Origin of the sequence: Paraburkholderia tuberum STM678 (assembly GCF_902833905.1) — a bacterium.
In the GTDB taxonomy this organism is placed as follows: domain Bacteria; phylum Pseudomonadota; class Gammaproteobacteria; order Burkholderiales; family Burkholderiaceae; genus Paraburkholderia; species Paraburkholderia tuberum.
In genome coordinates this window covers 1-19,102 of the sequence record NZ_CADFGP010000091.1, presented here as the reverse complement: position 1 = coordinate 19,102, position 19,102 = coordinate 1, and the positions used below count along the sequence as shown (strand labels likewise).

At 60.1% G+C, this 19,102-nt stretch carries 12 protein-coding genes and 3 pseudogenes; 8 read left to right on the top strand and 7 right to left on the bottom strand.

Translation table 11 applies throughout. The annotated features are described in order from the left end of the window. The first annotated feature begins 217 nt into the window (after positions 1-217). The 6 genes from HWY30_RS37975 (at position 218) to HWY30_RS37955 (ending at position 10,489) form a co-directional block, all read left to right on the top strand. Positions 218-421 carry a hypothetical protein gene (locus HWY30_RS37975; protein WP_143037275.1) on the top strand — a complete coding sequence of 68 codons (204 nt, stop codon included), beginning with the start codon at positions 218-220 and terminating at the stop codon, positions 419-421. Positions 422-716: 295 nt separating this feature from the next. Beyond that, positions 717-3,821: a UDP-N-acetylmuramoyl-tripeptide--D-alanyl-D-alanine ligase gene (locus HWY30_RS37970; protein WP_090809581.1), complete on the top strand. Its 3,105-nt coding sequence runs from the start codon at positions 717-719 to the stop codon at positions 3,819-3,821. A 249-nt stretch (positions 3,822-4,070) separates the two neighbouring features. Then, positions 4,071-5,138: an alpha/beta hydrolase family protein gene (locus HWY30_RS37965; RefSeq protein WP_090809583.1), complete on the top strand. Its 1,068-nt coding sequence runs from the start codon at positions 4,071-4,073 to the stop codon at positions 5,136-5,138. 579 nt (positions 5,139-5,717) lie between these two features. After that, entirely contained in the window at positions 5,718-6,659 is a 942-nt protein-coding gene (locus HWY30_RS37960; protein WP_090809585.1) for a D-alanine--D-alanine ligase, read from the top strand. 178 nt (positions 6,660-6,837) lie between these two features. Next, on the top strand, positions 6,838-6,963 hold the full coding sequence (locus HWY30_RS42630) for a hypothetical protein (protein WP_279613331.1): 126 nt from the start codon (positions 6,838-6,840) through the stop codon (positions 6,961-6,963). A 172-nt stretch (positions 6,964-7,135) separates the two neighbouring features. After that, a complete protein-coding gene (locus tag HWY30_RS37955) occupies positions 7,136-10,489 on the top strand; it encodes an ATP-binding protein (protein ID WP_090809587.1) in 3,354 nt (1,117 codons plus the stop codon). A 198-nt stretch (positions 10,490-10,687) separates the two neighbouring features. Here the strand turns inward: HWY30_RS37955 and HWY30_RS37950 are convergent, their stop codons facing one another. Further along, positions 10,688-13,357 (bottom strand): ESPR-type extended signal peptide-containing protein, encoded by a 2,670-nt coding sequence (locus tag HWY30_RS37950; protein WP_090809589.1) that lies wholly within the window; start codon positions 13,355-13,357, stop codon positions 10,688-10,690. Between HWY30_RS37950 and HWY30_RS41215 the strand changes: the two genes are divergently transcribed. Both HWY30_RS41215 and HWY30_RS37945 read left to right on the top strand, forming a co-directional pair. Next, positions 13,356-13,598, top strand: coding sequence for a hypothetical protein (locus HWY30_RS41215; protein ID WP_208524363.1), 243 nt, complete (start codon positions 13,356-13,358; stop codon positions 13,596-13,598). The two genes, HWY30_RS37950 and HWY30_RS41215, sit on opposite strands and share 2 nt — an antisense overlap. 208 nt (positions 13,599-13,806) lie before the next feature. Next, positions 13,807-14,311 (top strand): annotated as a pseudogene (locus HWY30_RS37945) (transposase); the annotation flags it as partial. 12 nt (positions 14,312-14,323) lie between these two features. On the opposite strand, the pseudogene HWY30_RS37940 reads toward HWY30_RS37945, so the two are convergent. The 6 genes and pseudogenes from HWY30_RS37940 to HWY30_RS37915 all read right to left on the bottom strand — a co-directional run. Next, positions 14,324-14,554, bottom strand: a pseudogene (locus HWY30_RS37940) (transposase domain-containing protein); the annotation flags it as partial. Between the two features lie 131 nt (positions 14,555-14,685). Beyond that, on the bottom strand, positions 14,686-15,201 hold the full coding sequence (locus HWY30_RS37935; protein ID WP_090809591.1) for a tyrosine-type recombinase/integrase: 516 nt from the start codon (positions 15,199-15,201) through the stop codon (positions 14,686-14,688). A 33-nt stretch (positions 15,202-15,234) separates the two neighbouring features. Next, positions 15,235-15,714, bottom strand: a pseudogene (locus HWY30_RS37930) (transposase); the annotation flags it as partial. A gap of 106 nt (positions 15,715-15,820) precedes the next feature. Continuing rightward, complete coding sequence (locus tag HWY30_RS37925) at positions 15,821-16,810, bottom strand: tyrosine-type recombinase/integrase (protein WP_090809595.1); 990 nt, start codon at positions 16,808-16,810, stop codon at positions 15,821-15,823. Continuing rightward, complete coding sequence (locus HWY30_RS37920; protein ID WP_090810493.1) at positions 16,807-17,733, bottom strand: tyrosine-type recombinase/integrase; 927 nt, start codon at positions 17,731-17,733, stop codon at positions 16,807-16,809. Before HWY30_RS37920 ends, HWY30_RS37925 begins: the two co-directional genes overlap by 4 nt. Then, entirely contained in the window at positions 17,730-18,938 is a 1,209-nt protein-coding gene (locus tag HWY30_RS37915; protein ID WP_090809593.1) for a tyrosine-type recombinase/integrase, read from the bottom strand. Before HWY30_RS37915 ends, HWY30_RS37920 begins: the two co-directional genes overlap by 4 nt. Positions 18,939-19,102: the final 164 nt, after the last annotated feature.

Genomic DNA, 19,102 nt, shown 5'->3' with positions numbered 1-19,102 from the left:
CGATGCAGCAGAAGATTGCCTGCAATGAGCCCAACCGCCGGGTGGTGGTGCAACTGAGTCTGTCGGGCCCGGCCCGATAAAGGCATGGGGGGATGCTGAGCCCTGATGTTGAGTCCTGAGGCGCGATCTTCCTGAATCGGGGAAGGTCGCGTACCTACCGGCCTTCACCGCATGCCCGGGCAAACGGTGAGGGCCTTCCGAGAACGGGAGTGTCGCGATGACCAGACAAACAGAGATTCCTGCAATCAATGTGCTGCTCGCCTATGCAGAGTTGCGCGACAGGGATCAGGTATTTTTTAACGGGAAGCTCAATGAGTTCGTGTTTGCGTCCCGATCGAGCAAACGTGAGTTAATCGAACAGTGGCAGCGAGCGCTCGCGGCTACCGGAACAACGCCGATAGACACGAATCATTCAAAATGAAGGGCACTGTCAGGTGCAGTCAGATCTTCGGGCTGCAACGGATTAGTTGCAGTTGATTCAGGGTTCGCGATGCTGAAATGCAGATCCTGGCGGCTGGAGAATTTGCCGGAGTGCAGAGCATGAGTCTTGCGATCCACGCGGATCGTGCCCCTGCAAAAATCTCGAACAACAAATGTATATACTGAAGGGCGAAATCGTGTTCGGTAAGATTTTAATGGCTGCGGCCAGACGAGACATCGTCGCCAGGTATCTGGCCGCAGGCGTGCTGGCTGCCTCTACCCAAGGGTAAAACCACATGACATCTACCCCGTCTGAGCACGCGCATCCCGACCCCACAGGCTTCGCCGCATTGTTCACGCGATTGCGCTCCGTCGTTGAACCGCAGGTCAATCCCCTTGCGGCGTCCTGGCCGCCCTTTGTCCTGTTCTTTTCATGGAGCGACGGGCAGCGGCGGGCCGACGTCGTGACCGCAACGGCGGCGACATTTGCCGAGGCCTGGGACGCAGGCATGGAGCAGGTGACGCAGGCTGCCGGCGCGGCTGGACTGGTCGTCCAGTGGCTTCGGGTGGACTGGGTTACCAGCGTTGAAGGCATGACCTGGGAGGCACTGCGGGGCCGCCTCGAACAGACCCGGCGCAGTTATTTTCGTTGCGGCCTGTCGCTGGACAGTAATTTCAGGCATGCCTTTCTGGAGACCGAACTGAATGGCAATGCCATGCTGTATGGCGGCCCGGCACAGACGCATGCGGTTGTGAACACAAAAAACTTCGAACGGTATGCCGCCATTCGGCACCAGCTTGCCAGCGTGAATTTCGAGGATCAGCAAAACGTTAATGTGTTCTCGACCCGCGGGGCGTTCGCAAGCCTGCAAGCGCCGGAGGTACACCTTCTGCACGGGACGGGTCTGAACGCGGGCCGCCGCATCATCGAACATCTCCGGCCGGCAGACGTCAGGGCGCTCGTCGCATCCGGCAGCCGTTATCTGGCCGGCCAGGTACAGCCTGACGGGCGCTTCCACTATGGCTGGCATCCCTGTTTCGATCGCGAAATCGGCACTTACAACACCCTGCGTCATGCAAGTTCGATCTATGCGATGCTCGAAGCCTGGGAAGTGACCAAGGACAACGACCTCAAGACAGCAATCGACGCAGCGCTGCATTATCTCGTCAATGAACTCATCATGCCGGCGGAATTGCCGTCCGGTGCCCACGCGGCGTTTCTGGTTGACCGGCAGGGCGAAGTCAAACTGGGTGGCAACGGCGTGTGCCTTCTGGCGCTGGTCAAATACAGCCAGCTGACCGGCTCAGACGAATATCTGACTCTGCTAGAACAGCTCGCAACAGGCATCCTCTTCATGCAGGATGCGGACACCGGCAAATTTAGCCATGTGCTGAACTATCCAGATCTGTCGGTTAAGCAGGCATTCCGGATCATCTATTACGATGGCGAAGCGGCCTTCGGCCTGATGCGCCTCTATGGTCTGACTGGCGATGCGAGGTGGCTCGCAGCAGTAGAAAAGGCGTTCGGCCATTTCATCGAGGCAAAACACTGGAAGGCGCATGACCACTGGCTCAGTTATTGTGTGAACGAACTGACCCGTCACAGGCCACTGGAAGCGTATTACAAATTTGGAATCCAGAACTTCGCCACCTATCTTGATTTCGTGGCTGAAAGGGTGACGACGTTTCCAACCCTGCTTGAATTGATGACGGCTGCCGAGCAGATGATTAGCCGCATGCAGCAGCAGCCCGGCCTGGAGCACCTGCTTGCCGAGGTCGATCTGGATAAGTTCTTCCATGCACTGCATGCGCGGGCGCAGCGCCTGTTAGATGGCCATTTCTGGCCGGAACTTGCCATGTACTTTGCCAATCCGGGCAGGATCACCGGCAGCTTCTTCATTCGCCACCATGCCTTCCGGGTCCGCATTGACGATGTCGAGCACTATCTATCGGGTTTTGTCGCCTATCTGAACTATCTGGAGTCGCAGCGGCATTCAGTATCCTCAACGCTGGCGCGGGAATGGAACGCCTCCCTGATCGAGGCGGCCACGCAGGGGACGTGGCTCAAGCAGCCGCCATTGGGGTGGACGGCGAGCGGCCTTTGCATTTACGCGCCTGCCATGCAGCCTGGAAACGTCGTGGTTGCCCGAACCGGTGAGGTAAGCCGGGGGATCCCTGTTCCTGTCATTCGACAGATGCAGCCCCGCCCGGCGGGTGTTATCTCGAGCCATTCTGATGTGCAGGCTCAACTTGCCGATTTGCCGGTCCTGCATGTCGCAGATACGGCCACGGCAATTCTTGCGATGGGAGCCTATGCACGCAGCCAGATGAGCGGCACTGTCCTGGCGGTGACCGGAAGCGCTGGCAAGACCACACTCGTGGCCATGCTGGCTGACGCCCTCAATGCTTACGGTCCGACAGCGGCGAGCGCGTTCAACGCAAACCTTCCCCAAGGTGTGAGCTGGAATCTTGCGTCAATCAAGTGGGACACCCCTCATGTCGTCCTGGAAGTTGCCGTGGGAAAAATGAGACAGAGCGCGGCCATTGCCCGCCCGGACGTCGGCATTTTCACTAACATCCAGCCTGCTCACCTCGGGAAAAACAGCACAATCACTGATATTGCCCGGACCAAAAGCATGCTTTTTCTTGGCATGTCTGCGGGAAGTGTCGTGGTGCTCAATCGTGACATGCTGGAATGGGATACCGTCTACCAGGCGGCCATCGAACGGGATCTGAAAATCTTTACTTACGGCACGACTGCCGAGAGCGAGTTTCAACTCGTGGATCATGACGCGTCGGGGCAGCGGGTCGATGCGCGTATTAGAGGGCGCGATATCACCTATCCGATCGGGGCCGCAGGCTTGCACATGGCGTTGAACAGCTTGGCAGTACTTGCCGCTGTCTCGGCGCTCAACTATCCGTTCGAACCTGCGCTCGAACGGATCGCACGCTTTGCTGCCCTGTCCGGCCGCGGCGAGGAGTTTGAGCTGACGCTCGACGGACGGCACGTGACCATTGTCGACCATGCCTACAATGCCAATCCCGGCTCGATGCAGGCCGCTCTGGAACATTTGCGGGACATGAAGAATGCAGCCAGACGAGTCGCTGTGCTGGGCGAGATGGCGGAGCTCGGTCCCCAGGCGTCGCTGCTTCATACCGACCTGGCTGCAGTGGTCGAGCGTTGCGGGATCGATCGCGTCTATGTCATGGGCAAGCTCTATACCGACTTCTGGGAACGGTTGCCGGCTGCACGCCGTGGGCGCTACACGAATTCGCTTGACGAATTGAAGCTTGCACTTCAAGAAGAGCTTGTCGACAAGGACGTAGTGCTGCTCAAGGGCTCGAACAGTACGCGTCTCCATGAGGTCGTAGCGTGGCTGAGGGCTGGCGCGCAAAAGTAGCATTGACCTCTGGCCCTGCGAGCAATGGGTCTTCAGGCGTGCCTGAACGACCCGAAAGCTTCCAGCGCTCACCCCCGATGACGGTAAGCCGCGCGGGGTAGTCTGCGCGCAGCACGGGACCCGAATGCCAAATCAGCCGTACTACCCAAGGTGCTCGCCTGCGTCTGGTGCATGCAAGTTCGTTGCCCGCGCGCATGGCCATCGTTGATCATTTCTGTCTTTTCTGCATAACCTCACGGAACCTTATTTATGAAATGGTTTGGCCGACATGGTCGGCGTTTATCGCACCTTCTGCGCTGGAGACTCCGGCGCTTCCTGTTCGTTGTCTTTGGCGTTTTTGGCGTTACCGAGCCCAGTCTGGCGGACCGACCCACACTGGGGCCGTTTGAGACTCCACGGCCTGGGGAGCTTAATATCCCTGTGGGAAGCGAGCCATTCGATGCCGCACAAGCCCTGAACGGTTCATTCAGTTCACCGGAACACTGCGCGCGAGTGCCCGATAGCCTGTGGGTCGAAGTCAACGGCAAGGGAGATTGCATTCGATACTACGCGCATGGATTGTCCGGCAGCGAAAGCCCCACTGTGCTGGTTTATTTCAGCGGGGATGTCATGCTGAGAACGACGAAGGGAGTCAGGTACGTTACACAATCCTACCTGTCTGTTTCGCCCATGGAGATTGGGAAAGATATGGCTAAATGGTCCGCTGATTCCGGCCGTCCCACGCTCTATCTTGCCCGGCCGGGTATCTATGGCTCCTCTGGCGACCATAACATGCGCCGCACGCATCGCGAGATCGAACTGATGGACCGCGCACTGGACATGCTCAAGGAGCGTTACAACATTGCATCATTCATTCTGACCGGACATTCCGCGGGAGGCCAGATCGCCGCTGCGCTCCTGAACAGACGCGGAGACGTCGCGGCATCGGTGGTTTCTTCTGCCTTTGTTTCCGCCAAACAGGTCGCGGCGTACTGGGAATACAAGCGGGAAATCCCCGGTCGACTGCTTTACGATGCCCGGAGCTATTACGATCCTGTGGACGAAATCGGGCGCATTCGCCAGGATCCACGACCGGAAATCTATGTGATTTCTGATCCGGAGGATCGTGTGGTTCCCTTTTACAGCCAGCTGTATTATGTCCGCCGTCTGCGTGCCGCCGGCCTCAAGCCGCATCACATCTACGCCAATGCTCCCGGGCCGCAGCATCACCTGCTCGCCGGACACGCGAAACGCGCTGCAACGCTTTTGGCTCAAGGGAAATCAGCGAAGGAAATCCACATGGCGCTTGCAGAACTTGACCTGTCGCAGGTTAAGTAAGCCACGAAAAGGTGCGACCTCCAGGGAGCACTGACTGGCGTTGTCATGGTGAGGAGCATTGGTCAGCAAATCGGGCCGGGCGTGGGGGCTGACGTTGATGCCGTCAAGCGACCCATGCAGCCGATTCGTAGTGGTCCGAAAGCTCGTTGTGTCATTGTCGCCGTCAGCCTGCGGCAGCCGATCGGACAGACCGCGCGCTTTCGTTTGGGTAGTTGTTTCCGTCGTTACGTTAGCCCGGAACAGCATCCACTGTCGATGGACACCTGACGGTATTTTTCCTAAACTTGTTCACGGCTGGTTGCCTGTTATTCGCTGCGTCCCTGGCTTCGACAGTGAGATTTGTGGTTGAAAGTTGCCGCCTCAATTTCCGTTCCGATTTGGCTGTATGACGCTTCGAAACCGGGCTCGTGCCGAAGTTGCTTGCGATGGGATGATCGCGAAACGATGGTCGTGGGTTTGAGCAGGGGGCTATGTCTTTCGTCGCGCGTTAGGGGCACCCCCAGATACCGGCCTCGCTGGTCAAAGTCTCGATGAGCGGACGAGAAGATAAAGGTGCCTTGCGCATAAATAGGGAGCTCGATGGACAGTATCGATCCGAAGCGATTCGGCAAGGTGGCAGTGTTGTTTGGTGGAGTGTCCGCCGAGCGTGACGTGTCGCTCAATTCTGGTCGTCTCGTGTTGCAGAGACTGCGCGATGCAGGCGTCGACGCACACCCCTTCGATCCATCCACGCGGCCGTTGTCAGCGTTAAAGGACGAGGGCTTTGTGCGCGCGTTCAACCTGCTGCACGGCGGCTACGGCGAAAATGGACAGATTCAGGGCGCGCTCGATTTCTATGGGATCCGATATACGGGCAGCGGCGTGCTTGGTTCGGCGCTCGGGCTGGACAAGTTCCGCGCGAAACTTGTGTGGCAGCAACTGGGTATTCCGACGCCGCCGTTCGAGGCCGTGATGCGCGGCGACGATTACGATGCGCGTGCGCAGGAGATCGTCGCGCAACTCGGGGTGCCGCTATTTGTGAAGGCGGCGAGCGAAGGCTCAAGCGTCGCCGTGATCAAGGTAAAAGCGGCCGAGGCGCTACCCTCAGCGATCGCGGAAGCAGCAAAGTTCGACGCTATCGTGCTGGTCGAGAAGAGTATCGAAGGCGGCGGTGAATACACTGCGTGCATTGCGGGCGACCTCGATCTGCCGGTCATCCAAATTGTGCCAGCGGGCGAGTTCTACGACTATGACGCGAAGTACGTTCACGATTCGACGCAGTACCTGATTCCATGCGGACTGGCATCCCAGGAAGAGATGCGCCTGAAGCAACTCGCGCGCCGCGCGTTTGACGTGCTCGGTTGCTGGGACTGGGGGCGTGTCGACTTCATGATGGATGGCGAGGGCAAGCCGTACTTCCTCGAAGTGAACACATCACCAGGAATGACCGATCACTCGCTGTTGCCGAAGGCTGCTCGCGCGGTTGGTATCAGCTATCAGGAACTGGTCGTGAGGGTATTGTCGCTCACGCTGAAGGATTGACCTCGCCGAGAGGTGTAGCAGAGTTCGTCAATCCGGTCTCGGCGTCGGCGCCCTGCTGGGTAAGGGCTGTGGGGCAATCGCAGTCCCGACCGGGGCAAAGAACGGCGTTGTCACATTAGCGTTCACGCGGCGGAAGATTGGCAGGCGATGCCACCATTCAAAGCTTAACGGACGGAACTTGGGCGACGCCCATGAAAAACGCCACGCATTGCGCGGCGAACTATTGGCGATAAAGCGAACAGCGCAGCAGTTGATGTGCTTCACGCTCGCCAGCGCGGCGAGTTCTGCTTTCGCGGTCAGCTAAATGCGTAACAGCTCGGTAACGATTTTCTTCGGTGCTTCGGGACAGGCCGTCAGCACGCGTGTAAAGAAGCGTTTCGCTGTTGCGCCGCACGGTGGATAATCAGGTTGTTACCTGCCATGTGAACCTTCCTTCGAGGGGGCACCCGGCGAAAGCGTAAACTCCGCTGGCACCTATGACTCAATACGCACAACGCAATGTATTGGACCGCTTTCGCCGCTATCAGCATTTGTTGATGTTCGGCGGCGGGGCAGTGGTAACGGCGGTGGTGCTGGTTGCGTTCGTCCTGAACACGGTGGCCACTGTACGTACCTACGTTGCGCTCGAGCATCAAGAACTGATGTCCGGCGTGAACCGGCTCACCGACCTTAACTCGCGCAACGTCGTGCTTATGCAAAACGGCGTACGGCTCATCGAGGTCGCCTGGAGGGCCGGCGAACAGGCCGAGCCACGCCTTATCGAACAGTTCACAGGCAATGGCCAGATGCTTCGTCTTCAGCAGGCCCCAGATCATCTGCCGGTGCTCGTGGTGGGTGCCTCGTCTGCAACGCCTCCCGATTTGTTGGCAACCCGGTACATTCGGCTTGCTAAACAGATAAGTCAGGCGGCGACGGCAGCTTCCGAACGGAACGGAGGCCTGTTGACATTCTGGTTGTACAGGCCTGACCGTCCACTGCTCATCCTGGTGCCATCGCCTGGCGATGCCCGGATGGCGACCTTGCTTGCCGATCGTGCTGCTTTTTTTTCTGCACTCGCGGGACCTGGCGGCAATCTCCTTGTTCCGCGAGACGTGCCCTTGCTCGATCCCCGCACCGGGGGGCGTGCATTTCGGTGGCTCCCTCCCTACGATAGTCCGTTAAGCGGCAGGCGATCAGTTCGAGTTGCAGCGACCCTGTTTGACAAGGAGCGCAAGCCGTTCGCCGTCGCTGTTTACGAGTTACCGGTCACCATTATCACTGCCGCTCTAGGGGAGAGTGGGCTTGACGGCTCTCTTATGCTCTTCGCGCGCAATGGACAGGTTATCACTTCATTTTCGCGTCAACCGGTCGACCCGAAGGCGTCGGATACCGCGCGTGCTTTAGGTATCGCAGGAATTGTCGAGCCGACAGGCAGGATCTTTCGTGACGGCCACATGCTGTTCGGCTGGCCAATCGGCGAGACTGGTGCAACGCTCGTGTTTGTGCAGTCGTGGCGCTCGATTGCCCGGGCACTGACTGGTCAGATTGGAACGTCGGCCGCGACGACTGGAGTGATCCTCCTCGTGGTGTGGTCGCTGATTCTACTGTTCAACCGGCGCGTGTTCCTGCCTGTTCTTGAGCGCTCTCGACGCGTGTTCGAGAGCGAGCACCTGAGCCGCGCGCTGATCGAGACGGCACCGGTAGGGCTGGGGCTGATTGCCGTGGAGAGCGGTAAGCCGTTGTTGCGCAGTCCGACGATGATCGAGGCCGCGGCGCGGGTGGTCCTGCCGGCGGCACGGACACTTTCGGCAGAACTGGTTCACCGTCACCGGCAACGCGCAGATGTAAGCGGTGTAACCGGTACAAACGGCATGGCGCAAGAGGCGTGGTCGCTGCCGACACGCGAGGGTGGGACGATGGATCTCTCGGTGAGTGTCGTGCCGGCGCGCTACCAGGGCGAGGACGTGCTGGTGACGGCGTTCACGGACGTGACGGTGGAAAAGCGCCTCAATCGGCAACTGCGTGAAGCAAAGCAGGCGGCGGACTCGGCCAATGCCGCGAAATCCGCTTTCCTGGCGGCGATGAGCCATGAGATCCGCACACCGCTCAACGCGATCCTGGGGAATCTCGAGCTGCTGTCGCACTCGCAGCTCGATGCGCTGCAGCGTGACCGGCTGAAAACGATCCGGGGTTCATCGGACGGACTGCTTGCAATCGTGAGCGACGTGCTGGATTTCTCGAAGATCGAGGCCGGTGAGATGACGCTCGAGCGGATCGTGTTCGACGCGCAGGAGGTGGCCTCGCGGGCTCTGACGATGTTCGGGCCGGTGGCGCGGGCGAAGGGCGTGAGGTTGTCGGGCGAATTTGGCACATCGACCACTCAACCGATGCAGGGCGATCCGACGAGGCTTGGCCAGGTGATGAACAATTTGCTGTCGAACGCCATCAAGTTTTCCGGGCACGGAGAGGTGACATTGAGACTGTCGGCGGAAGCGGGCAGTGATGATCAGCCAGAGCTTGTGATCGAAGTTGAAGACAGCGGGATCGGGATATCGCCGGAGCAGCAGGCGATGCTGTTCCGCGCGTTCAGCCAGGCGGATACGACGATCAAGCGTCGCTTCGGTGGCACCGGTCTGGGGCTGGCCTTATGCGCGCGGCTGACGGATGCGATGGGAGGGACGATCGCAGTGCACAGCGTGCCCGGCGAGGGCAGCCTCTTTACGGTGCGGGTGCCGCTGGGCGACTGTCACGGCGAGCCTGGGCTGGATATGCCGCACTTCGAGGGCGAGCAGGTGCTGTTCGTCGCGGCGGCGGACACGTGGCACGCGTATGCGGTGCCGGCACTGGAGGCCTGGGGGCTGAAGGTACAGGCGTATCGTCATCCTGCGCAACTCGATCTGGAGACGCTGGAGGAGGCGGATACCCTGATTGTCTGCGGCGAGCACGACACCTGGCATGCGGACGACGTCCGTCGTCTGCTGGAAGCGTCGTCCTGGATGATTGACTGCAGCGCGGAAGGACCGGCGTATCCCGTAGCGACGGGACGGGCGGTGAAGGTCTCAAGCTATGGTCTGAAAGGGCTGGCGGCGGCGCTACGCCATACCTTGCAGGGCATGCCGCTGGAGGCGGGCAAAGAGACACAGCGGGGATTGTCGCGCCGGCTGAAGGTGCTGGTGGCGGAAGACAACGCGGTGAACCGGGAACTGTTCAGCGAGCAGTTGAAGATGCTCGGGTGTGAGCCGCAGGTGGCGGAAGACGGGCTGCAGGCGCTGGAACGTCTCTCACGGGAGCGCTTCGATGTGCTGGTGACCGATCTGGCGATGCCGGTGCTGGACGGTTATGGGCTCGTGCGAGAGGCACAGGCACGCTGGCCAGAAATGCCGATCGTGGTGGCGACGGCGAGCGTGTCGCAGGAGGAGCGAGCGCGTTGCGAGGCGGCCGGGGTAATGCGGGTAGTGGCCAAGCCGCTGCAGCTGGACGAGCTGTCGGCAACGCTGTCGGAGGTGACCGGCGTGCCGGGTGTGGCGGTGCAGGCGGAGGAACAGGAACGGGAAAGGAAACGTGATGGGATGCTGGGCGGCCGTGCAATGCCAGCCCACGTGCGGGCTACGTTCCTGAAATCGTGCGAAGAGGCGCTGGCGGCGATCCATGCCGCGTACGATGCCGGCGACGCGGCCCGGATACTCGCCGAGTTGCATTCGTTGCGGGGCGCGCTAAATGTGTTTGGATACCGCACGCTTGCAGAGCAGTGCGCTCAAATGGAAGTCGCGATATCGAAGGAGGGTGTCGGAACGGCGCAGGACATGATTGATGCTTTCGATAGCCAGTTGAGTGCCACTATCCTGACTTGATCCACTTGAAGTTTGACGTTTGTTGGGCTCGAAGAACTGCCAGCTTCGCGAGCCCGGCACGCGACTCGCTGATTACCGCCCGCCCCCTACCGAAACCGGCAACGTAAAAAGAAGCACGGTCCGCCTTAACCGGCAAGACCGTGCAACATCACCCGTCTACAACTCCGTGCTTCCTGATTCGCGTTTCGTGACTCCTGATCAGAACTCGTAGCCCACCTGGGCACGCACACCAACGTCACCCGTCGAAGCAACCGACACAGCGGAGTTGACGAGCCACTTGTTGTTTCTGGAGCGGTACGTTGCTCCCACTGCCGCAGCACTGCCGCCCTTGTAGGTCGCCCCACCGGCCGCGACAATCGTGCGTCCCGGGCCGGACGGCGTCATGTTCGGCATGGCCATCGCCGCAGCGATACCGGCGTAGGCGTTTTTGGCTACGTCGTTGATCGCCTGGTTGGTCTGGCTGAAGCGCTGGTCGGTGTAGCTGTTCGCCTGCTGCACGCCTTGCGCCACCGAACTGTTCATCTGGCCCACGTTGACCGCATCCGTATCCGCCGTACCCGCTGCGACATGGGTGATCTGACGCGGCTGGGTGGCCGAACCGACCGACACCGAGTCGTCGCGGTCAGTCACCGAACCCTGGCCCAGCGCAACCGAGTTGCTGTGGGTTGCCTGTGAACCCGTACCGATGGCCGTCGAGTTCGCGCCCGTCGCCGCTGCGTTGGCGCCGACTGCGAGGGCGTTATCCCCTGCTGCATTGGCGTTCGCGCCGATCGCCGTGGCGAGGTTGCCAGAGGCCACCCCACCTGCACCGACGGCCGTGCTTGCCGCGCCTGTACCCGGCATTTCCGCATTGACCACGGCACTATCGCTGCTGCCCAGGGTCGTTGAGGACGGAAGGTCCGACATCTGGGCGTTGAGGCTCGAAACCTGGCCGCGGATATCCGTCACCTGGTTCTGCAACGTCGACAGCTGGCCGTAGTTCACCGCGTCGTACTGGTTCACACCGTTCGCCACATTCGACAGGACTACAGGCCCTGCGCTCAGGCTCCCGCCCAGCGTGACTGAACCGAAGTTCATCGAACCATCTGCGTTGCGGTCGTACTGCACCGCGCCCGACAGTTGGGTCCCGACATCGCCGAGCGTGCCCTGGAGATTCGTGATTTCCTTCGTGTTGTCCGTCACCCGGTCATCGAGGTTGCTGACCGCCTCACCGACGCTGTGGACCGTCGTGCCGCCAACGCTATAGTTCGGCTGGCTGATCGAGCCGTCGGCGTTCACCATCGAACCACCGCCCAGCGCTTTGGACACGCTGTCCGCATTCGCATACAGCTGGCCGCCGTTGATCGCGTCCACGCTCGAGGCGTTCACCGCGCCCGCTGCCACACCCGTTACCGTGCGGTTGCCCGCCGTGCCCGCCACATTCATCACCGTGCCGTCCGTATTCCTGCCGACCGTGATTTCACGCGTGGTCGCGTCCTGCTGCACCAGACCGACCGAGCCGCTGCTGATCTGGTTCTGGACGTCTGCAATGCCAGTCGCGTTCGTTGCGATGTCCTTCGTGTTGTCCGTCACCCGGTCATCGAGGTTGCTCACCGCGTCACCCACGTTGTTGACCGTCACGCCGCCGACGCTATAGTTCGGCTGGCTGATCGAGCCGTCGGCGTTCACCGTCGAACCACCACCCAGCGCTTTGGACACGCTGCCCGCATTCGCATACAACTGGCCGCCGTTGATCGCGTCCACGCTCGAGGCGTTCACCGCGCCCGCTGCCACACCCGTTACCGTGCGGTTGCCCGCTGTGCCCGCCACATTCATCACCGTGCCGTCCGTATTCCTGCCGACCGTGATTTCACGCGTGGTCGCGTCTTGCTGCACCAGACCGATCGAGCCGCTGCTGATCTGGTTCTGGACGTCTGCAATGCTAGTCGCGTTCTTTGCGATGTCCTTCGTATTGTCCGTCACCCGGTCATCGAGGTTGCTCACCGCGTCACCCACGTTGTTGACCGTCGTGCCGCCGACGCTATAGTTCGGCTGGCTGATCGAGCCTGTCAATGCATCATAGGTTGCCCCACCACCTATCGCTGCCGCTGCACTCGTGCCAATGTTGTTCGATTTTCCCGCTTCGTTTTTCAACTGGCTGACGTTCACCGCATCCGTGGACGCCGAACCGGCGGCAACGTTCGTCACGCGACGTTGATTGCCTGCCGAACCCACCGACACTTCGCCCTTCGCCACCCCTACCAGCGCTCGCGAACCTGCCGGGTTATAGGCCGCGGCACTCAGGTCAGCTGTCGTGGTCGAACCCGCGCCCAGCGCCACCGAGTTATCTGCGCTTGCACTGGCGTTCACGCCCAATGCAACGGAGTCGCTCCCTGCCGCAACAGCGTTGAAGCCAAGCGCACTGCTGCTTGTGCCGGACGCCTGCGCCTGGACGCCTACGGCAGTCGCCAGGTTCCCGGCGATGCTGCCCAGACCCACAGCCGTACCATAGTCACCAGTCACGGTCGTATTGGCCCCGTACACCGTGGCACCCGTGACATTGTTGGCATTAGCCCCACAGCCGGCCACCGTCGACCAGTTTCCGTTACCGTCGACCAGGGCCGTACCTCCGTAGCTGATACCGTTAGGTCCAACGCCGACCGTAGCAGAATTATTGGTGTCACAGCTAGCAGATCCTCCTGGCGCACCGCCTGTCCCCACCCCGATAGTACTCGCGTGACCAGCCTGTGCCGCCGCGATGAGCGCTACCGCCGCAATACCCTTGAGCACCACCGACCGACTCGCCTTACCTCGTGCGGACGCAAGCTCGGATGCCGCAATCCAGGTTCCCAATGCTTCATTCCATACACTTTTATATGACTTGTTCATGATGTCACTCTCGCTTGAATTTAAAAGGATGATCAATCAGTTATGCGAATCATTCTGGGATCGTGTATCTGCATTTGCCTTGCCAGATCTCGCCAGAAACGGGACAGTTGGTTCAGTTGCGCTGCCCGGAGCGCGCCAGCATCTAACAAGTCAGATTTTCTGCCGCGTATCGGGGCAACCACTTCTTTCCTTCGCCTTGATTGCATTCTATTTTTTTGATGACTCAAGGAAATGTGACTGAAAATGAATTGCTCAAAATAACGTAAGACCAGTCCTAATTTCGATGCCCGGCAAACTGGACGAATCGTCCAGAAAACCGGTGCCCGTGCCGCCCGTTCACTTAGTCACGGTGGGGCTGTACAGAAGCCCTTGCTGAAAAACGCACAGTATTTGGCGTGCCTCGATGTAAAGGGCGATTGAAGCGAAAATCAACTTTTTTTGGGGCGTGTCGCGGCGAAATCGATTTGTCGCGAGCGTTTGGGGACAGTTCATCGATTCGCGCCATGCTGGCGGGAAGAAAACGCCCCGAATCCCACGGACCGGCGCAAGCCCGGCAGCAAACACCCCCCATCGTCGAGGCGCAAGGCATTCCGCTCGTGGGTATCCTGAACGCAACAAACTGACACAACATCACCCGACTTGATGCTCTGAATGAGGTAATTCCGCACGTCAGAGGCGAGCGAGGGCGTCCTCTGCATAGGCCGCAAATTGTTCAGGGCGACCGAGGCTACAGTTCCGAACCTCATCGGCAACGCTTGAGAGAGCGTGGCATCACCCGATGCTTGCAAAAATCGGCTCACCCCACGGCAGTGGTCGGGAAAAACGCGCTGGCCGGTCGAGCGACCGGTTGCATGGTTTCACTCGTTTCGACGCCGGAAGATTCGTTACGAACGCTACCTCACGGTAAGCACCTCGCGACGGCCGTCCGCAACGCGGCGCCCGCGTGAGGCATGATCGGGAATCGGGTTACGTGTCAGCAGACGCCGATGGGCCAGACTGCCGAGGCAGCTTCGTGGCCACGTTCCAGGGCAACAGTTCGTCGATGCGGTTAATGGGGTGGTCAGCGATATGGGTCAGGACGTATTCGAGGTAGGCGCGCGGGTTGATCCCGTTGAGCTTGCATGTGCCGATCAGACCGTACATCGCGGCTGCCCACTCGCCTCCGCTGTCGGAGCCGGCGAACAGGAAGTTCTTGCGGCAATGCACATATTTGCATTGCCGCAATAATGCGCAGTCGAAACTTATGCGGAGCCTGCCGCTGCCGGACAGTGCGATGCGAGTCGCCGAGCCGGTCCCCGAAAACTTTCGGTCCGGCGAACCGCGCATAATTACAGCGACTCCAGGAACTGGAGAATGCGGTCTGGCGGTCGATATCGACGGTTCTTCACCTGCGGCGGTTGAATGCTGTTCAGTGCTCGCTCCTTCATTGTCAAATCCGCTTCCATATAGCCGTGTGTTGTCGACGGGCTTTCGTGTCCCAACCACAGTGCGATGACCGATAGGTCAACGCCTGACTGAAGTAGATGCATGGCAGTCGCGTGACGTACCAGGTGGGGAGAAATGCGTCGTTTGGCGAGTTGCGGACATTCGCCCTTCGCTCGCGTTACGGCGATTCTCATCCGGTCAGCGACGTTCGAGCGAGTCATCGCGTTCCCCGAGCGGTTTGGAAAGAGCCTCTGGCTCGCCACATCCTGGATACGCGGCAACCATCGTTTGATCAGCGTTGCTGTAGAACGCCATAGAGGTACCGTGCGCTCCTTGCGGCCCTTGCCAAGAATATGGACACAGGGTGACGAACCCAGGATGACATCGCCGACGCGCAGAGCGAGGAGAGATAACGTCAAGTCTGGTGTATGGGCCGTTGATAGCCGGCGACGTCAAGCGGCGAGTTTCTGCTGACCCGGTTGATCGTCTTGCACCGGTTCGCCGTCCCTGGAGGCAATACCCTCCAGCAACAGCTTGATCTGTTCGGGGCCGTTAATGCGGCGCCAGGTTTTCTCGGCTTCCTCGATCAGCTTGAATGCCAGGCCGAGGAAGGTTGGTCGCGACACGCAGTTGCGCGTCCGCGTAGTGCGGTGACGCACGGTCGCGAACGTCGACTCGATCGCATTCGTGGTGCGCAAATGCTGCCAGTGCTCGGCCGGGAAGTCGTAAAACGCCAGCAGGCTCTCACGGTCCTTCTTCAGAGTTTCGGTCGCCTTCGGATATTTCGCCGCGTAGACCGTTACGAAACGATCGAACGCAGCGTACGCGTCCGCACGCGTAGCGGCCATCCAGATCGCCTGCAGGTCTGCCTTCGCGCGTCCCTGTTGCGACTTCGGCAGCGCGTTGAGCACGTTGCCCATCTTGTGGAACTTATCCCGACATCGGGATAAGTTCCATTACGCCGATGTCCGGATTATGCCGAAGTTCGGCTGCGATACCCGGCTGCTGGTGGGGAACGCACTTTGGGTATCGACATAATCACAGCGACTCCAGAAAGGCGAGAAGCGTATCGGAGGGGCGATACCGGCCGGGCCGGATGTTGGGCATGCGAACCCGGGCGAGAGCTTGCTCCTTGATCCCCAGATGCGCGTGCAGATAGATCGTGGTGGTGTCGACATGCTCGTGGCCGAGCCATAGAGCGATCACCGTGGGATCGACGCCCGCTTCCAGAAGCCTCATTGCGGCGGTATGCCTCAACACATGCGCAGTTACTTTCTTCGTTATTAAAGTCGGACAGGCGACAGACGCTGTAGATGCATGAAGGGCAATGCGGCGCTCGATCGCGTCTGGGCTGAGTGGGTTACCGGTGCGTGATCGGAACAGCTGCGCAGACGGGTTGACGCCACACTCGGCGAGCCACGTGCGCAGCACGTTGACGACAGGGACCGTCAATGGCGTGATGCGATCCTTTCGACCCTTCCCGTGACAGGCGATATGCGCACCAGCGCCGAGATGAACGTCGCTTTGCCGCAAACCGATCAGCTCGGAGATCCGCAATCCGGTTTGCACCGCGACCAGTAACAACGCATAGTCACGCCGCCCTGACCACGACGTTGGATCTGGCGCAGCAAGAAGCGTTTGCACTTCGAGCTCGGTGAGGAAGGTGACGACCGTGTGCTCGAAGCGCTTCGGTAGTATCGCCAGCACGCGAGCGATGGTGGCTGCGGCTTCAGGGTGCCGCACTGCCGCGTAACGGAACAGCGAATGGATAGCGGCGAGCCGGGCGTTACGAGTACGTACGCTGTTATTCCGATCCTGTTCTAGATGGTCCAGGAAGGCACAGACCAGCGGGACGTCGAAGTCCGGAAAGTCGAGTGCGGATGGCGATTTGCTGGTTCGCTTCGCGGCGAAGCGAAGCAACAATCGCCATGTATCGCGATACGCGGTAATCGTGCACGGGCTCGCATGACGCTCTCGCAGGAGACGGTCAGTGAAGAACGCTTGCAGGGTGATGGCCATCGCGCTCATGCTTGTTCTCCCCGCGGATACTCCAGACGCTCGGCCGCCTTAATGAGCAGTTCTGGAGCTGCTGACAGATACCAGTAAGTCGTCGCCGGATTGGCATGGCCAAGATAGGTTGAAAGCAGCGTTAGACGCTGCTGCGTGTCGGAACCATCTCGATAGGCGTCAAGCAGCGTCCTCACCGCGAAGGCGTGTCGAAGGTCATGGATACGAGGGCGACAATGGCTGGTGCGCGGCACGATGCCTGCCAGACGGACCAATCGGTGGAAGGTCCATTGAATATTGCAGTACAGGAGCCGGCCGCCCGTGGGGGAAATGAATAGCGCTGCGGCTCGCCCGGCGTAGGGGCCGCGGTTGCGGCTGGCAAGATACCGTTTCAATAACGCCGTCGTCGTTGGATGCAACGGAAGTTCCCGCGTTTTACCAAACTTCGAATCGCGGACAATCAGGGTTCCGTTGCGCGCATCGAAGTCCTGCCGATTCAGGTTGATTGCCTCGCCGACTCGCATTCCGGTGACAGCGAGCAAACCGATCAAGGTCTGGTAAGTCGTCACTCGAAGCGGAGAACTGAGCGTGCCGGCCGCCTTAATCAGCGCCATGATCTCTTCGTCGCTATACAGATATGGACTTGCCCGATGTGATCGCCATGGCAACAAGTCCGATGGTGGCACCTCGACTGCGTGATCGACGGCGTGCAGATAGTTGGTGAAACCCCGAACGGCAGACAGACGATAGGACCACCAATTGTTGCCGACGTTCATAGGCTGGCATGCCCACGTCAAGGCATGTTGTACGGTGATTGTCGGTGCGCCTATGGACGCGAAAAAATCAATGAATTGATACAGCAGCTTCTCCTGCCGCCGCAACTTGAAACCCAGCGAGCGTCGCAGGCTCAGATACTCGGTCAAGGCACCACGTAGTTCGCTCATGTCGCACTCCCTGGCCACGCACGGGCGACCAGGCGCAATCCCTGCCTGTCAACCTTTGCGTAGATTGCCGTGGTCAGAAGACGACGGTGGCGCAGTACTTGAGAGACCGCAGGAAGCGCAACGCCGGAGCACACCATCTGGCTTGCAAGCGTGTGACGCAGTCGATGAGCGCGCACGCGATCAAGGCCCGCGCGTGAAGCTGCGGCGGCCACCGCGTCTGTGACTCCGGTGGACGAGAGCGCTTTGTGCGGAGCCCGAATGCGCAGGAACACGGTACGGCATTGAGCGGTATTGGGACGGCCATGTTGGAGGTATGCCGCCAATGCGTCACCTACGTCCGCCGGCAAAGGCAGACGCTCGACACGCTGGCCTTTGCCTCTTACAACAAGTTCACCAGCACGCCAGTCAATGTCGGCCAGATCAAGCCTCGCCACCTCGCCCGCACGCAAGCCCAGACGCGCGAGCAAAGTCAGCATCGCGAAGTCGCGGCGACCACTGTGGGTGCGCCGATCGCAGGCTGCCAGAAAACGTTGCACATCGCCGGCCTCCAGTGCGCGTGGCAATCCTGCGAGACGCCAGCCAGCAACTGAGGGAACTGCCATCGCAAGCGGTTGTGCGATGAAACCTTCGATGTGCAAGTAGGTCAATAATGAGCGCAGCGCCGCTCCCGTGAGCTTCGCTGATCCGGTGGGTCGTCCGTCGCGGGTGGCGAGCACGAAGTCGATCACGTGCTTCGCCTGCAGGGTCTTCCAATTGAGATCGCTATCGACGACTCTCGCCTCGACAAACGGACGCACCATGTCGACATACCCGCGAGCGCTGGTAGCGACAAGCCCGCGCACATCGAGCAGATACCGGTGGTAGCGCGAGAGTAGCAGTTCGCTGGGACTCAGGGCCGCTGGAGTGCTTGCGACCTGGATCCCAATGCTTCCAAGGTAGCTGATCAGCGGCACCAGTGCCTTGGTTGAGAGCCACAACGTGTAGCCTTGCGCGCGTCGTGCGTCGAGGAACTCCCCGAGAATCGGGGCGGTGAGCATCATTGCATCAAGTCGCCGGGAAGCAAGCCAGCGGCTCAGATGCCCAAGGAGTTGAAGTTGATTTGCCGCGGAGTTGGGTCGGTACCCTTGTTCGCGCAGCGCGGCAGCAAAGCCGTCCTTGAATGAAGCGAGCGGTCCGGTAACACGGACCCGCGATGGATGTGACATGGTGTGCCTCCTTCCCGCAGATGTGGAGAAGTAAGCATCGCTCTACTGAACCGGATTATGCCGATACCCAAGGTGCGTTCCCCACCAGCAGCCGGGTATCGCAGCCGAACTTCGGCATAATCCGGACATCGGCGTAATGGAACTTATCCCGATGTCGGGATAAG

Coding starts and splice junctions, on each gene's coding strand:
- HWY30_RS37965 (WP_090809583.1), top strand. CDS start 4,071: ATGAAATGGTTTGGCCGACATGGTCGGCGTTTATCGCACCTTCTGCGC.
- HWY30_RS37925 (WP_090809595.1), bottom strand. CDS start 16,810: ATGAGCGCGATGGCCATCACCCTGCAAGCGTTCTTCACTGACCGTCTC.
- HWY30_RS37975 (WP_143037275.1), top strand. CDS start 218: ATGACCAGACAAACAGAGATTCCTGCAATCAATGTGCTGCTCGCCTAT.
- HWY30_RS37920 (WP_090810493.1), bottom strand. CDS start 17,733: ATGAGCGAACTACGTGGTGCCTTGACCGAGTATCTGAGCCTGCGACGC.
- HWY30_RS37950 (WP_090809589.1), bottom strand. CDS start 13,357: ATGAACAAGTCATATAAAAGTGTATGGAATGAAGCATTGGGAACCTGG.
- HWY30_RS37955 (WP_090809587.1), top strand. CDS start 7,136: ATGACTCAATACGCACAACGCAATGTATTGGACCGCTTTCGCCGCTAT.
- HWY30_RS41215 (WP_208524363.1), top strand. CDS start 13,356: ATGATGTCACTCTCGCTTGAATTTAAAAGGATGATCAATCAGTTATGC.
- HWY30_RS37960 (WP_090809585.1), top strand. CDS start 5,718: ATGGACAGTATCGATCCGAAGCGATTCGGCAAGGTGGCAGTGTTGTTT.
- HWY30_RS37970 (WP_090809581.1), top strand. CDS start 717: ATGACATCTACCCCGTCTGAGCACGCGCATCCCGACCCCACAGGCTTC.
- HWY30_RS37915 (WP_090809593.1), bottom strand. CDS start 18,938: ATGTCACATCCATCGCGGGTCCGTGTTACCGGACCGCTCGCTTCATTC.